This is a genomic window from Aquisalimonas sp. 2447, from assembly GCF_012044895.1.
Classification (GTDB): Bacteria; Pseudomonadota; Gammaproteobacteria; order Nitrococcales; family Aquisalimonadaceae; genus Aquisalimonas.
The window spans coordinates 3,035,080-3,048,820 of record NZ_CP050695.1 but is presented as its reverse complement, the minus strand read 5'-3'; the positions used below and the strand labels follow the sequence as shown (position 1 = coordinate 3,048,820).

Annotated in this window: 11 protein-coding genes; 3 read left to right on the top strand and 8 right to left on the bottom strand. The window is 65.3% G+C overall.

From position 1 onward, the window contains the following. The first annotated feature begins 9 nt into the window (after window positions 1-9). The 3 genes from secA to KU884_RS14385 are packed head-to-tail and all read left to right on the top strand — an operon-like array spanning window position 10 to window position 4,922. Complete coding sequence (gene secA, locus KU884_RS14395) at window positions 10-2,757, top strand: preprotein translocase subunit SecA (protein ID WP_167783276.1); 2,748 nt, start codon at window positions 10-12, stop codon at window positions 2,755-2,757. 13 nt (window positions 2,758-2,770) lie between these two features. Beyond that, the gene (gene argJ / locus KU884_RS14390; RefSeq protein WP_167783275.1) at window positions 2,771-3,982 is read left to right on the top strand and encodes a bifunctional glutamate N-acetyltransferase/amino-acid acetyltransferase ArgJ; all 1,212 of its coding nucleotides are present in this window, start codon (window positions 2,771-2,773) and stop codon (window positions 3,980-3,982) included. A 10-nt stretch (window positions 3,983-3,992) separates the two neighbouring features. Beyond that, the gene (locus KU884_RS14385; RefSeq protein WP_167783274.1) at window positions 3,993-4,922 is read left to right on the top strand and encodes a Nudix family hydrolase; all 930 of its coding nucleotides are present in this window, start codon (window positions 3,993-3,995) and stop codon (window positions 4,920-4,922) included. A 118-nt stretch (window positions 4,923-5,040) separates the two neighbouring features. On the opposite strand, the gene KU884_RS14380 is transcribed toward KU884_RS14385, so the two are convergent. The 8 genes from KU884_RS14380 to KU884_RS14345 all read right to left on the bottom strand — a co-directional run bounded on the left by KU884_RS14380 (window position 5,041) and on the right by KU884_RS14345 (window position 13,735). After that, window positions 5,041-5,253 carry a DNA gyrase inhibitor YacG gene (locus tag KU884_RS14380; protein ID WP_167783273.1) on the bottom strand — a complete coding sequence of 71 codons (213 nt, stop codon included), beginning with the start codon at window positions 5,251-5,253 and terminating at the stop codon, window positions 5,041-5,043. 10 nt (window positions 5,254-5,263) lie between these two features. Next, window positions 5,264-6,055, bottom strand: coding sequence for a cell division protein ZapD (gene zapD, locus KU884_RS14375; RefSeq protein ID WP_167783272.1), 792 nt, complete (start codon window positions 6,053-6,055; stop codon window positions 5,264-5,266). After that, on the bottom strand, window positions 6,055-6,693 hold the full coding sequence (gene coaE / locus KU884_RS14370; protein WP_167783271.1) for a dephospho-CoA kinase: 639 nt from the start codon (window positions 6,691-6,693) through the stop codon (window positions 6,055-6,057). Before coaE ends, zapD begins: the two co-directional genes overlap by 1 nt. Window positions 6,694-6,768: 75 nt before the next feature. Beyond that, window positions 6,769-7,641 (bottom strand): A24 family peptidase, encoded by an 873-nt coding sequence (locus KU884_RS14365; protein WP_167783270.1) that lies wholly within the window; start codon window positions 7,639-7,641, stop codon window positions 6,769-6,771. An 18-nt stretch (window positions 7,642-7,659) separates the two neighbouring features. Continuing rightward, the gene (locus tag KU884_RS14360; protein ID WP_167783269.1) at window positions 7,660-8,886 is read right to left on the bottom strand and encodes a type II secretion system F family protein; all 1,227 of its coding nucleotides are present in this window, start codon (window positions 8,884-8,886) and stop codon (window positions 7,660-7,662) included. A gap of 5 nt (window positions 8,887-8,891) precedes the next feature. Next, the gene (gene pilB, locus KU884_RS14355) at window positions 8,892-10,616 is read right to left on the bottom strand and encodes a type IV-A pilus assembly ATPase PilB (RefSeq protein WP_167783268.1); all 1,725 of its coding nucleotides are present in this window, start codon (window positions 10,614-10,616) and stop codon (window positions 8,892-8,894) included. 294 nt (window positions 10,617-10,910) lie between these two features. Next, the gene (locus KU884_RS14350; protein WP_167783267.1) at window positions 10,911-12,890 is read right to left on the bottom strand and encodes an acetoacetate--CoA ligase; all 1,980 of its coding nucleotides are present in this window, start codon (window positions 12,888-12,890) and stop codon (window positions 10,911-10,913) included. Window positions 12,891-12,952: 62 nt separating this feature from the next. Further along, complete coding sequence (locus KU884_RS14345) at window positions 12,953-13,735, bottom strand: 3-hydroxybutyrate dehydrogenase (protein ID WP_167783266.1); 783 nt, start codon at window positions 13,733-13,735, stop codon at window positions 12,953-12,955. Window positions 13,736-13,741: the final 6 nt, after the last annotated feature.

Genomic DNA, 13,741 nt, shown 5'->3' with positions numbered 1-13,741 from the left:
AAGGACCCTATGCTAGGAGCAATCGCGAAGAAGGTTTTCGGCACGCGCAACGAGCGTCAGATCCGGAAGCTGTGGAAGACCGTCGAGCGAATCAATGGGCTGGAGCCGGAGATGCAGCAGCTCAGTGATGACGAGCTGCGGGCGCGCACCGACGACTTCCGTGCGCGGCACCAGCAGGGCGAGAGCCTGGACAAGCTGTTGCCGGAGGCGTTCGCCACGGTGCGCGAAGCGGCCAACCGGGTGCTCGGCATGCGCCATTTCGACGTTCAGCTCATCGGCGGCATGGTCCTGCACTCCGGCCGCATCGCCGAAATGAAGACCGGCGAGGGCAAGACGCTGGTCGCCACCCTGGCGGCCTACCTGAATGCGCTCAGCGGCAAGAGCGTCCACGTGGTCACGGTCAACGATTACTTGGCACGGCGTGATGCCGAGTGGATGGGGCAGATCTACGGCTTCCTCGGCCTTGCCACCGGCGTGGTCATTCCGGGCATGAACCACGAGGACAAGCAGGCCGCCTACGCCAGCGATATCGTCTACGCCACCAACAACGAGCTTGGCTTCGACTACCTGCGCGACAACATGGCTTTCCGTCTGGAAGACCGCATGCAGCGCGATCTCTCCTTTGCCATCGTCGACGAGGTGGACTCCATTCTTATCGACGAAGCGCGTACGCCGCTGATCATCTCCGGGCCGGCGGAGCAGAGTTCCCAGCACTACGAACAGATCAACACCCTGATTCCCCAGCTCACCAAGCAGGAAGAAGAGGAGGGGCCCGGTGACTTCTGGCTGGACGAGAAGTCCCGCCAGGCCTACCTCACCGAGGAGGGGCACGACCGGGTGGAGGAAATGCTGTTGGAGGCCGGCATGCTGCAGGAGGGTGACAGCCTGTATGACCCGCGCAACATCGGGCTACTGCACCACATCAATGCCGCGCTGCGGGCGCATCACCTCTACCACCGCAATGATCAGTACCTGATTCGCGACAACCAGGTGGTCATCGTCGACGAGTTCACCGGGCGTGCCATGCCTGGCCGGCGCTGGTCCGACGGGTTGCACCAGGCGGTGGAGGCCAAGGAAGGGCTGCCGGTGCAGAAGGAAAACCAGACCGTCGCCTCCATCACCTTCCAGAATTTCTTCCGCCTCTACGAAAAGCTCTCCGGCATGACCGGTACGGCGGATACCGAGGCCTACGAGTTCCAGCACATCTACGGCCTGGAAGTGGCGGTGATCCCCACCCACAGGCCGATGGTCCGCGAGGATGGCAACGACCTTGTCTACCTGAGCCAGGAAGAGAAGATCAACGCCATCGTCGAGGACATCAAGGCGAACCGGGAAGCCGGGCGCCCGATCCTGGTGGGCACGGCGTCCATCGACGTCTCCGAGGTGATCTCCAACAGCCTCAAGGACGCCGGCATTGCCCACGAGGTGCTCAACGCCAAGCAGCACGAACGCGAAGCGCCGATCATTGCCAAGGCCGGTGAACCGGGTGCGGTGACCATCGCCACCAACATGGCCGGGCGCGGTACCGACATCGTTCTCGGCGGCAACCTGGACGCGGAACTGGCCGAGCTGGGCGACGACGCGTCCGAGGAAGAGCGCGAGAAGGTCCGCGCTGACTGGGAGGAGCGTCACCGCAGAGTGGTTGAAGCCGGCGGTCTGCACGTCATTGGCACCGAGCGGCACGAGTCCCGGCGCGTGGACAACCAGTTGCGTGGCCGCTCCGGTCGCCAGGGTGACCCGGGCTCGACCCGTTTCTACCTGTCGCTGGAGGACAGCCTGCTGCGCATCTTCGCCTCGGAGCGCGTGTCCAATCTGATGCAGCGCCTGGGCATGCAGGAGGGCGAGGCCATCGAGTCGGGCATGGTGTCCCGGGTGATCGAGAACGCCCAGCGCAAGGTGGAGACCCACAACTTCGACATCCGCAAGCAGCTGCTGGAATTCGACGACGTGGCCAACGACCAGCGCCGCGTCATCTACAGGCAGCGCCAGGAACTCATGGCGGATGACGATCTCAGTGAAACTGTGGAGGTGATGCGGCGCGATGTCATCAACCGCGTCATCGACGAGTACATCCCGCCGGGCAGCATCGACGACCAGTGGGACGTGCCCGGCCTGGAGGCGGCTCTGCAGCGGGATTTCGCCCTGGAGCTGCCCGTTCAGCAGTGGCTGGATCAGGAGGATGACCTCCACGAGGAGCCATTACGCGAGCGCATTCTCGAGAAGGCGGAGGCGGCCTACCGCGAGAAGGAAGAGCAGGTGGGAGCGGAGGCCCTGCGCCGGTTCGAAAAGGTGGTCATGCTGCAGGTGCTGGACAGCCAATGGAAGGAGCACTTGGCGGCCATGGATTATCTGCGGCAGGGCATTCACCTGCGCGGTTATGCCCAGCGCAACCCCAAGCAGGAATTCAAGAAGGATGCCTTCAACATGTTCTCGGCCATGCTCGAGAACATCCAGCGGGAGGTGGTGAGCCTGCTCCAGCGGGTGCGTGTGCGTGAGCCGGAAGATGTTGATCGTGCCGAGGCCGAGCAGCCACGCCCCCAGGATCGCGCCGATGTCAGTGCTCGGCACGAGGAGTCCCAGAGCGCCCTGGCGCAGGCCGAGGCCGAAGAGCAGGGCGGCCAGCAGCGCGCGGCGGGCTCCGGTGGTGCCGCCGCTCAGGAGACTTTCGTGCGCGAAGGCCGCAAGGTCGGGCGTAACGAGCCCTGCCCCTGCGGCTCGGGCAAGAAGTACAAGCAGTGCTGCGGTCAGCTGAGCTGACGGAGGAGCGGTCATGGCGGTGGGCCTGAATCCCGAGCCGGCGATGCGGCCCGTCCCGGGTATCCGTCTGGGCACAGCCTCGGCGGGGATCAAGACGCCCGGCCACCGGGATCTGGTGATCATGGAGCTGGCGCCGAGAACCCGTGCGACGGCGGTATTCACCCGCAACCGCTTCTGTGCCGCCCCCGTCCATATTGCCCGAGAGCACTTGTCTGCCACCGGGCCGCGCTATCTGCTGATCAATACCGGCAATGCCAATGCCGGCACCGGCGAGCGTGGGTTACGTGATGCCCGGGCCTGCTGCGATGCTGTTGCCTGCCACGCCGACACGGCGCCGCAGGCGGTGGTGCCGTTTTCCACCGGCGTTATCGGCGAGCCGCTGCCCACCGACCGCATCGCCGCAGCCATTCCGGCGGCGCTTGACGCCCTGGCTGCGGACGGCTGGGCGGCCGCGGCCCCGGCGATCCTGACCACCGATACCGTCCCCAAGGGGGCATCACGCACTGTCCGGCTCGACGCCGGCGAGGTGGTACTCACCGGCATGGCCAAGGGTGCCGGCATGATCCGCCCGGACATGGCCACCATGTTGGCGTTCATTGCCACCGATGCGGAGATCAAGCAGTCGCAGCTGGACGCCATGTTGCCCGAGGCAGTGCGCACCAGTTTCAACCGCATCACCATCGACGGCGACACCTCCACCAACGATGCCTGTCTGCTGGCCGCCACCGGCGCCAGTGGTGTCGAGGTGGTGACTGAAGCCGACGCACAACGCTTCCTCGAGGCGCTGCGTGGGCTCTGCGAAGAGCTGGCCCAGGCCATCGTGCGTGACGGCGAGGGGGCGACCCGGTTTATCACCATCGCCGTGCAGGGTGGCGACAGTGAGGCCGAGTGCGAGGCCGTTGCCTTCACCGTCGCGCAGTCACCGCTGGTGAAGACGGCGTTCTTTGCCGGTGACCCCAACTGGGGGCGCATTCTCGCGGCCATCGGCCGTGCGGGTATCGAGGACATGGACGTGGACGGGGTTGCCATCTGGCTGGATGACCTGTGCATTGCTGCCAACGGCGGCCGGTCCGAGGCCTATCGCGAGGAGCAGGCGGCCGAGCGCATGGCCCGAGATGAAGTGGTGGTTACTGTGGAGTTGGGGCGGGGCACGGCGAGTGCCCGGGTCTGGACCTGCGATTTCTCCTACGAGTACGTCCGCATCAATGCGGAGTACCGCAGCTGAGGCCCCCTTCATGATTCACGTGGCGGTGGGGGTGATCCGCAAGCCGGACGGGCGCGTGCTCATCACCCGGCGTGCTCAGGATAGCCACCAGGGGGGGCGTTGGGAGTTTCCCGGCGGCAAGGTGGAGCCTGACGAGGAGGTGGTCACCGCCCTGGCCCGCGAGCTGGATGAAGAACTGGGGATCCGCCCCCTGGATCCCCGGCCGTTGCTGCGCATCCCCTGGCGCTACCCGGACAAAACCGTGCTGCTGGACACCTGGGAGGTCCGCCGCTTCCAGGGGCATCCGGAGCCGCGGGAGCAGCAGCCGTTGCGGTGGATCATGCCCCGCGATCTGCCGCGGTACCGGTTTCCGGAGGCTAACGGCCCCATCGTCACCGCAGCCATGCTGCCGGAAACCTATCTGATCACGCCCGACATGCCGGCAGGTCCGGAGTCCGCCTTTCTGCAGCGTCTGGCGGAGCGTATGGCGGAAGGCGCCTGTCTGGTGCAGTTGCGGCTGCCGTCGGCCTCGGCGGTGCGTTGGCGGCGACTGGCGGGGCGTGCAAGGGACCTGGCGGCACGCTACGGCGCCCGGCTGCTGGTTAACGGCGATATCGATCTGGCCCGCCAGCTGGGTTGTGGCGTGCATCTGCGAGCAACGCAGCTGGAAACACTCACCGACCGGCCTCTGCCCGTGGGGCAACTGGTGGCGGCCTCCTGCCACGATGCGCGGGAACTCCGGCGGGCGAGCGCCCTGGGAGCGGATTTCGCCGTGCTCGGCCCGGTGCGGCCCACGGCCAGTCATCCCGACAGTGACATCCTGGGCGAGCGCGCGTTCGCCGAGCTGATCGCCGATGTTCCCGTCCCGGTCTACGCCCTGGGTGGCCTGGGTCGCGAGGATGTGCCCGAGTTCCGGGCACTGCGAGCCCAGGGCGTTGCGGCGATACGGGGCCTCTGGTGACCGGAATTCAGCCCGTAGGAGCGGCGCAAGCCGCGACCTGCAGCGCACGTACTTCTGGGACGGGGCACTAGGTCGCGGCTTGTGCCGCTCCTACGGGTGGAGAAGAGCCGCGAATCCCTCAGTCGTTGGCCGGATCGTCGTTGACGTCCAGCTCGTCCAGGAACTCCTCCGGCAACTCCACGCCGGGGATGCGGTTTTCTTCCTGCAGCCAGCCACCCAGGTCCACCAACTTGCAGCGCTCGCTGCAGAAGGGGCGCCAGTGCGCGTCGTCGGCGTCCCAGTCGACGGGTTTGCGGCAGACAGGGCATGGAACCTGGCGATGACGGCTCATGAGCGGGACGTTACAACACGCACAGTTGCAGAATGAAATCGACATCCTCGTTGGCCTGCCCCGGGCGGTCAACCGTACTGTTCTGTTCCATGAAGCGGATGGTGACGAACATCTTGGTGCCACTGATCTCCGGGAATCGGCGGCTGTCCGCCGGCAGATCCACCCGTACCAGCTGGTAGGCCATGTTGCGGTCCAGGTTGCGCTGGTAGATGCCGTTGGCGGCGGTGCATTCGGTGGGCACGGCGCTGTCCCGCAGCAGCTCCAGAATGGTTTCGGTGGCGTCCCGGACCGTATCGATACTGCTGTACCAGGCTTCCAGGTCCTGCTGCCGTGCGTCGGCGGGACGGCACAGCCAGCGGTGGTAGCGGGGCAGGTCGAAGGCGCAGGTGCCTCCGGCGATGCCGGTGCGCTGCATGATGTTGCCCAGGAGATCGTCCTGACGCAGTACCGCACCGAGTTGTCCGGTATGCGCGCCAAGCCGCTCTGTCAGCGTCTCACAGCGTTGCATGACATGGTGCAGCCGGTCGGTGTCCACGCCAGGGCGCTCTTCCAGGCGGGCGAGCAGTTCGGTGACCCGCTTGAGCTCCTTGATCAGCTCGGTTTTCAGGTCCCCGCGACCGAAGATATCCAGGATCTCCGCCAGGGTGGTCACGGCCAGGCGACTATGCCACGGGGTCTCGCCCGCGACGGCGAAACGGCCCTGGGCGAACAGGTGCTCCAGCCGCATGAGAGTGCGGATGCGCTCGTTGAGTGGCTGCTCGAATGTCACCACCCGACTGTCGCTGTGATCTGGTTCTGCCATTAGCGGTCGGTCTCCTCAGCCTTCCCGCGAGCCATCGCCGCACGGTCTGCGGCGATGGCCTGGTAGTGTTGGTGCAGGTCGGCGATCTGCCGGCGCAGGTCATCGACGCTGCCGGTGTTGTCGACGATGTCGTCCGCGTGCTGCAGGCGCATATCCCGGCGTGATTGTGCCCCTAGCATCGCCTGGGCTTGCTCCCGGGAACTGCCGTCGCGCTGCATCAGTCGCTGGATCTGGACCTCCTCGGGGACGTCCACCACCAGCACCCGGTGAACCCGGTGCAGTAGTTCCCCTTCCACCAGCAGCGGCACGGCCATGATGGCGTAGGAGCCGTCACAGGCAGCCAGTTCCGCCTCCATGTGCTCATGGATGCGTGGGTGGAGGATGGCCTCCAGGCGTTGCCGCAGGTCGGCATCAGCGAACGCCCGCTCCCTGAGCCGCTTGCGGTCGAGGGTGCCGGACTCGGTGAGGACATCCTGGCCGAACGCCGCCGCGAGTTCATCCAGGGCCGGCTGTCCCGGTTCGACAACCCGCCGGGCTGCGATATCGGCGTCGACGACGGGGACTCCCAGTTCTGCGAACAGGTCCGAAACCGTGGTCTTGCCGCTGGCAATGCCCCCGGTGAGGCCGATGATCAGCACGGCTCGCCCCGGGTGCGATGGTCTGAGTTGACGTTCATGAGGTCTCTGACGGCTCCTTGAATGTCCCGCCGTGGCTCAGCCCAGGCCGGACCACCGGAGGTAACCGGCGATGATATCGTCCCGCCACAGTAAGGTAAGCCAGCCGGCCGCGGCAAGGTACGGTCCGAAGGGGATCGGTAGTTGCCGGTCACGGCCGAGCAACGCGATCATGGCGATGCCTGCCACGGCACCCACCAGGGAGCTGAGAAGGATGATCACTGGCAGAGCCTGCCAGCCAAGCCAGGCGCCCAGCAACGCCAGCAGCTTGAAGTCGCCGTAGCCCATGCCTTCCTTGCCGGTGACCAGGCGGAAGACGTGGAAAACCAGCCACAGGCTGAGGTATCCGGCCATGGCGCCGATCACCGCGTCCTCGATGCCGGTGAACAGGCCGGCCAGGCTGATGCCAAGGCCAAGCCAGAGCAGCGGCAGGGTGATGTTGTCGGGAAGCAGCTGGTGATCGATATCGATGCCGGACAGGGCAACGAGCGTCCATGTGAGTATCAGCGCCGCCGCGAGTTCCGGGCCCCAGCCGAAGTGCGACGCCACCGAGGCGGAGAGCAGTCCGGTGATCAGCTCCACGAGAGGGTAGCGTGCGCTGATGCGCTGGCCGCAGCCGCGACAGCGACCCCGCAGGGCCAGCCAGCTGATGACCGGGATGTTTTCCCAGGGGCGGATCGGCCGCTGGCAGCCGGGGCACCGGGATCCGGGATGGATCAGATCGAACCGCTCGCGAGGGGCGTTTTCCTGGGGCTGCCCGAGGATCTCGCTGGCCTGCTGTTGCCAGTCCCGCTCCAGCATGACCGGTAGCCGCAGGATCACCACGTTGACAAAGCTGCCCACCAACAGCCCCAGCACGAACACCGAGGGAACGAGCATGGCAGGCTGCTGGAGGGCGTCCAGTAACGTCATCGCGGTTCCCGGGCCAGCTCAGACCACCTGGCCCATCTGGAAGATGGGCAGGTACATGGCGATGACCAGGCCACCGACCAGCACCCCCAGAACCGCCATGATCAGGGGCTCCAGCAGACTGCTGAGGCTGTCGATCTGGTTGTCCACCTCTTCTTCGTAGAAGTCAGCGACCTTCGCCAGCATGGTGTCCAGGGAGCCGGATTCCTCGCCGATGGCGGCCATCTGCACCACCATGTGCGGGAACAGGTTGGACAGTCGCATGGCCACGTTGAGCTGCTGGCCGGATGCCACCTGGTCCTTCATCTCCATGATGGCGTCTTCGTACACCGTGCTGCCGCAGGCACCGGAGACCGACTCCAGGGCCTCCACCAGAGGCACGCCGGCCGCGAACATGGTGGACAGCGTGCGGCCAAAGCGCGCGGTGGCGGCCTTGTCCAGGATGGGGCCGACAATGGGCAGCTTCAGCAGTACACGGTCCAGGAATCGGCGGAATTTTGGTGATCGTCGATGCACCGCCACGAAGGCCACCACCGCAGCGATGATGCCGCCGAAGATGATGTACCAGTAATTCTGGAACAGGTCCGAGAGGTTGATGACGAACTGCGTGAACACCGGCAGATCAGCGCCGAAGCTCTGGAACATGTTCTGGAACTCGGGCACCACGAAGATCAACAGGATGGCTGTGACGATGAATGCCACCGCGATGACCGCGGATGGGTAGAACATCGCCTTGCGGATCTTTTTCTTGATGGATTCCGTCTTTTCCAGATAGGTGGCGAGCTTGTCCAGCAGGGTGTCCAGAACACCGGCGGATTCGCCGGCCTCCACAAGATTGCAGAAGAGATCGCCAAAGTGGCGCGGGTGCTTGCGCAGCGTCTCGCTGAGGTTCGTACCGCCCTCAACGTCGGTTTTGATGTTCTGTATCAGCTCGCGCATGGAGGGGTTCTGATGCCCCTGGGCCATGATGTCCAGGCCCTGTACCAGCGGCACCCCGGCGCCCATCATGGTGGCGAGCTGGCGGCTGAAGACGGCAATGTCGCCGGCCTCGATCTTCTTTTTGCGCTGGCCCAGGCTGGACAGCGCCGACTTCTTGCGTACGGTCTTGGGCTGGATGCCCAGGCGGCGCAGTTCCGCCTTCATCATGGTGACGTTAGAGGCCTTGTTCTCCCCCTTGACCCGCTCGCCGCGCTTGTCGACACCTTCCCAGGTGAACGTCGGCTGCTGTTTTGCGGCTTTCTGTGCCATCGTCTCTAATCCTTGGTGACGCGGTTGATCTCATCCAGGCTGGTGACGCCCTGCATGACTTTCATGAGTCCCGAGCGACGCAGGTCATTGATGCCCTCCTTGGCGGCCTGTTCCTCCAGCTGCATGGCATTGCCGCCTTCCATGATGATGCGGCCCATCTCCTCGCTCACCGGCATGACCTGGTAAATGCCCACGCGGCCCTTGTAGCCCTGGGTGCACTGGTCGCAACCCACCGGACCGAACACCTTGAGGTCGTTCAGGTCCTCGTCGGTGAAGCCCTCGTCCTTCAGCGTTTCCTTGGGGATGTCCAGGGGTGTCTTGCAGTTGTTGCATAGGCGCCGGGCAAGGCGCTGGGCGATGATCAGGTGCACCGACGAGGCAATGTTGTACGACGGCACGCCCATGTTCATCAGACGCGTGAGGGTCTGTGGGGCATCGTTGGTATGCAGCGTGGACAGCACCAAGTGGCCGGTCTGAGCCGCCTTGACGGCGATCTCGGCGGTCTCCAGGTCGCGGATCTCACCCACCATGACGATGTCCGGGTCCTGACGCAGGAAGGCGCGCAGGGCGGCGGCGAAAGTGAGCCCCGCCTTGGGGTTCATGTTCACCTGGTTGATGCCCGGCAGGTTGATTTCCACCGGGTCCTCACAGGTGGAGATGTTGCGGTCGTCGGTGTTGAGGATGTTCAGCGCCGTGTACAGGGACACGGTCTTGCCGCTGCCCGTGGGGCCGGTGACCAGCACCATGCCGTAGGGCTTGTGGATCGCGTTCATGAAGCGATCCTTCTGCTCGGGTTCATAGCCGAGCTTGTCGATACCGAGCATGGCGCTGTTCGGGTCGAGGATACGCAGAACGATCTTCTCGCCGAACAGGGTCGGGCAGCTGCTGACGCGGAAGTCGATGGCACGGCTCTTGGACAGGTTCATCTTGATGCGGCCGTCCTGGGGCACCCGTCGCTCTGCGATGTCCATCCGCGACATCACCTTGAGCCGCGCCGAGATGCGCGGCGACAGGCCTAACGGGGGGCTGGCCACGGTATGCAGCATGCCGTCCTGGCGGAAGCGGACCCGGTACTTTTTCTCGTAGGGCTCGAAGTGGATGTCCGAGGCGCCCTTGTTGATGGCGTCCACCAGGACCTTGTTCACGAAACGGACCACCGGTGCGTCGTCTGCATCCGCCTCGGAGGCGTCGGTGACGGTATCGTCGTCGTCACCGCTGGTGACCTGAACGTTCTCCAGGTCCCCGTCCAGATCGTCGTCGCCCATGCCGAAGTTGCTGTCGGCAGCATCCAGCGCTTTCTCGATGGCGCGCTGCAGCTTGTCGTATTCCACCAGAACCGGTTCCGTGGTAAGTCCGGTGTGGAACTTGAACTCGTCCAGCGCCTCGAGGTTGGTGGCATCGGTCACGGCGACGAACAGCCGCTTGCCTCGCTTGACCAGTGGCAGCACCTGGTGATGGCGGATCAGCTTTTCCTTGACCAGCTTGACCACCGCCGTATCCGGCTCCATGGCGTCCAGGTCCATGAGCGGTACGCCGAACTCCGCGGCGCCGGCGTGCGCCAGGTCACGGGCGCTGACCAGCCCCTTGTCCACCAGGTGGGCGACCAGCGGTTCGCGGGCCTTGCGGGCGGCCTCAATGGCACCACGCGCGTCCGCTTCCTGGATGAGCCCGTCGCGGACCAGTCGTCCGGCCAGGCCACTGAGTTTCATGGTGGGATTCGCGGTCGCCATTGCTTGGGAGTCTGCCGTTCCTTTCACGGGCCGGAGCGCCCCGTGACGGACGATCCAGCAACAGTGTCATGTCACTTCAGCAGGCGGTTCGGAAGTCGAAAGGAGGCCTTCCAGGCGCCCGTCGTGTCGTTATCATTGCTGCATCCTTGCTGACACGGGACTATAAACGAAGCCTGCGCGCAAGAAAAACCTAGCACTTGACCGGTGTCGCTGATGCGACACAGTTCCGATTATGGATCGAAGAGTCCGTCACGGTGGCTGCCGTGACGGACGATGGTGGCGAGGCCTGCCGGTTCAGTCGGTCCCCGGCAGCAAACCGGTTTCGCTCAATGTGGCGCGAATGTGGTCCAGGGATTCCGGGTTGGACAGTGCCGCGCGGTTCTCTTCCTTGCGGTCGCCGCGCAGCATCCGGGTGACGGCGAGTTCCACTTTCTTGCCACTGCGGGTATAGGGGATGTCGTCCACGGCGACGATGTGGCGGGGAACGTGGCGGGGGCTTGCCCCCTCGCGGATGCGGTTACGCAGTTGTTTGCGCAATTCGCCGTCCACAGTCACGCACTCTGCCGGCACGACCAGCAGCACGACTTCCACATCGCCCTCCACCGGGCGGCCCACCACCAGGCTGTCGGCGATGCGGGTCTCGGTTTCTACCTGTCGGTAGATCTCGGCCGTGCCGATGCGGACACCGCCGGGATTGAGGACCGCGTCGGAGCGCCCGTAGATGATGGCGCCCCCGGCATCGGTGAAACCGATGAAATCACCGTGGGCCCAGATCCCGGGGAAGGTGTCGAAATAGGCTTCGCGATAACGGCTGCCGTCGGGGTCGTTCCAGAACGCCACCGGCATGGACGGCAGCGGTTGGCGACAGACCAGTTCACCCCGGCCATCCGTCGCCTGGCCATCTTCATCGAAGGCTGCGACGTCGGCGCCCAGCATGGGCCCCTGAATTTCGCCGCGACGCACGGGCAGCAGCGGATTACTGCCGACGAAACAGGCGCAGATGTCCGTGCCGCCGGCGATGGAGCCAAGCAGGATATCCCGGGAGACGGCGGTATAGAACCAGTCGTAGTCCTCCGGCAGCAGCGGTGAGCCGGTGGAGAACACCACCCGCAGGGCGCTCAGGTCCTGGTCGTGCCCGGGTTCGATCTCCGCTTTACGGCAGGCGGCGATAAAGCGGGCGCTGGTGCCGAAGTGGGTGAGACGCTCTGCTTCCGCCAGCCGCCAGGGCATGCCCACGTCCGGATAGCCGGGGGAACCGTCGTAGACCACCAGCGTGGCCCCGGCCAGCAGTGCCGACGCCTGCCAGTTCCACATCATCCAGCCGCAGGTGGTGAAGTAGAAGAAACGGTCGCCCATCGCCACGTCACCGTGAAGGATCAGTTCCTTGGCGTGGTTGAGCAGGATGCCGCCGGCTCCGTGGACGATGCACTTCGGCTTGCCGGTGGTGCCGGAGGAGTACAGGATGTAGAGCGGATGATCTGCCGGCAACGGCGTGAAGGAAGGATTCGCCCCGTCATGGGCCGCCAGGGCTTCGTCCCAGGGGACGAAGCGGTCGCCTTCGGGCATGGCGGCATCGTCCAACTGCGGGATCACGGCAACGGCCTGTACGCTGGGGATCCGCTCGGCCAATTGCCGGATCTGCTCGGCGCGCTGGAAGTGCTTGCCGTTGAAGCCGTAACCGTTCACCGCCACCAGAACCTTGGGCTCGATCTGGCCGAACCGGTCCTCTGTGGCCTGGACGCCGAAATCCGGCGAAGCGGAACTCCAGACCGCGCCCAGGCTGGAGCAGGCGAGCATGCCCACCAGCGCCTCCAGGCCGTTGCAAACCAGCCCGGCAACCCGGTCGCCGGCTTCGACGCCCTGTGCCCGTAGCCAGCCCTCGAATGCGCCGACCTGGCGCTCCAGTTCCCGCCAGGTGGTGCGGGAGGTCTCGCGACCCTCGGCCACCGCGATGACCGCTTCCTGGTCGGCGCGTTCGCCCCGGGCATGCCGCAGCATGTTGCCGGCATAATTGAGCCGCGCCCCGGGCAGCCAGCGGGTGGCCGGCATGGGCTGGTTGTCGTGGATGCTCTCCCAGGGAGTGTCGGCGTGGAGCCCGCTGAACGTCCAGACCGACTCCCAGAACTGTTCCATGTCACGGATCGACCACTGGTACAGCGCCGGCCAGTTGCCGAAGCGCCCGTAGCCGTTCTCGGCCAGCCAGTCCATGTACCGCGCCATGTTGCTCTTGCGCAGCTCCCGTTCGCCGGGCTGCCAAAGGATGTCGCCGGACATCGTCTCTTCCTCCGTCGTTTTTCGTTGGGGTCGGCGCGAGGGTCGACACCGCGGCCTGGCAATTACTGCATGTGCCAGCCATGACTGACTACGATGGATTGTCCCGTAAGCGCGTTGGACGGGAAAGCCGCCAGGTGAACCGCCAGTTCCGTCACATCCTCCAGGGTGGTGAATTCCTGGTCCACGGTCTGCTTCAGCATCACGTTGCGGATCACTTCGTCCTCCGAGATGCCGAGTTCCCGGGCCTGTTCCGGGATCTGCTTGTCCACCAGCGGCGTGCGTACGAAGCCAGGGCAGATAATATTGCTGCGTACACCGTGGGCGGCGCCTTCTTTGGCAACGGAGCGGCACAGGCCGTTGAGCGCATGCTTCGCCGCAACGTAGGGCGCTTTCAGGGGCGAGGCCTCTTTGGAGTGCACAGAGCCCATGTAGATGATGGCGCCGCCACGGTCTCCGGCGTACATCTTCCGAAGGGCCGCCCGGGTGACCAGGAAGGCGCCATCCAGGTGGACGGAGACGACCTTGCGCCAGTCGGCGAAGTCCAGCTGGTCCAGCGGGTCGATGTGCTGGATACCGGCGTTGGCGACCGCCACGTCCAGTCTGCCCCAGTGATTGCAGATGTCGTCGACGCCGCGATTCACTGCCTCCTCGTCGGTGACATCCATGGCCAGTGCCATGGCGTCGCCGCCGTTGCCACGAATGGTCTCCACTGCCTCGCTGGCGGATTCCTTACTCAGATCCGCCACGGCCACCCGGGCGCCCTCCCGGGCGAACCCCTCGGCAATGGCCCGACCGATGCCGCGCCCGGCGCCGGTGATGAGCGCTACCTGTCCGTTCATGCGCATCGCGAG

What these genes read in the sequence shown, in the direction of transcription:
- KU884_RS14380 (WP_167783273.1), bottom strand. Translation starts at nt 5,253, where the DNA reads ATGAGCCGTCATCGCCAGGTTCCATGCCCTGTCTGCCGCAAACCCGTC.
- argJ (WP_167783275.1), top strand. Translation starts at nt 2,771, where the DNA reads ATGGCGGTGGGCCTGAATCCCGAGCCGGCGATGCGGCCCGTCCCGGGT.
- pilB (WP_167783268.1), bottom strand. Translation starts at nt 10,616, where the DNA reads ATGGCGACCGCGAATCCCACCATGAAACTCAGTGGCCTGGCCGGACGA.
- KU884_RS14345 (WP_167783266.1), bottom strand. Translation starts at nt 13,735, where the DNA reads ATGCGCATGAACGGACAGGTAGCGCTCATCACCGGCGCCGGGCGCGGC.
- KU884_RS14365 (WP_167783270.1), bottom strand. Translation starts at nt 7,641, where the DNA reads ATGACGTTACTGGACGCCCTCCAGCAGCCTGCCATGCTCGTTCCCTCG.
- KU884_RS14385 (WP_167783274.1), top strand. Translation starts at nt 3,993, where the DNA reads ATGATTCACGTGGCGGTGGGGGTGATCCGCAAGCCGGACGGGCGCGTG.
- secA (WP_167783276.1), top strand. Translation starts at nt 10, where the DNA reads ATGCTAGGAGCAATCGCGAAGAAGGTTTTCGGCACGCGCAACGAGCGT.
- KU884_RS14350 (WP_167783267.1), bottom strand. Translation starts at nt 12,890, where the DNA reads ATGTCCGGCGACATCCTTTGGCAGCCCGGCGAACGGGAGCTGCGCAAG.
- KU884_RS14360 (WP_167783269.1), bottom strand. Translation starts at nt 8,886, where the DNA reads ATGGCACAGAAAGCCGCAAAACAGCAGCCGACGTTCACCTGGGAAGGT.
- zapD (WP_167783272.1), bottom strand. Translation starts at nt 6,055, where the DNA reads ATGGCAGAACCAGATCACAGCGACAGTCGGGTGGTGACATTCGAGCAG.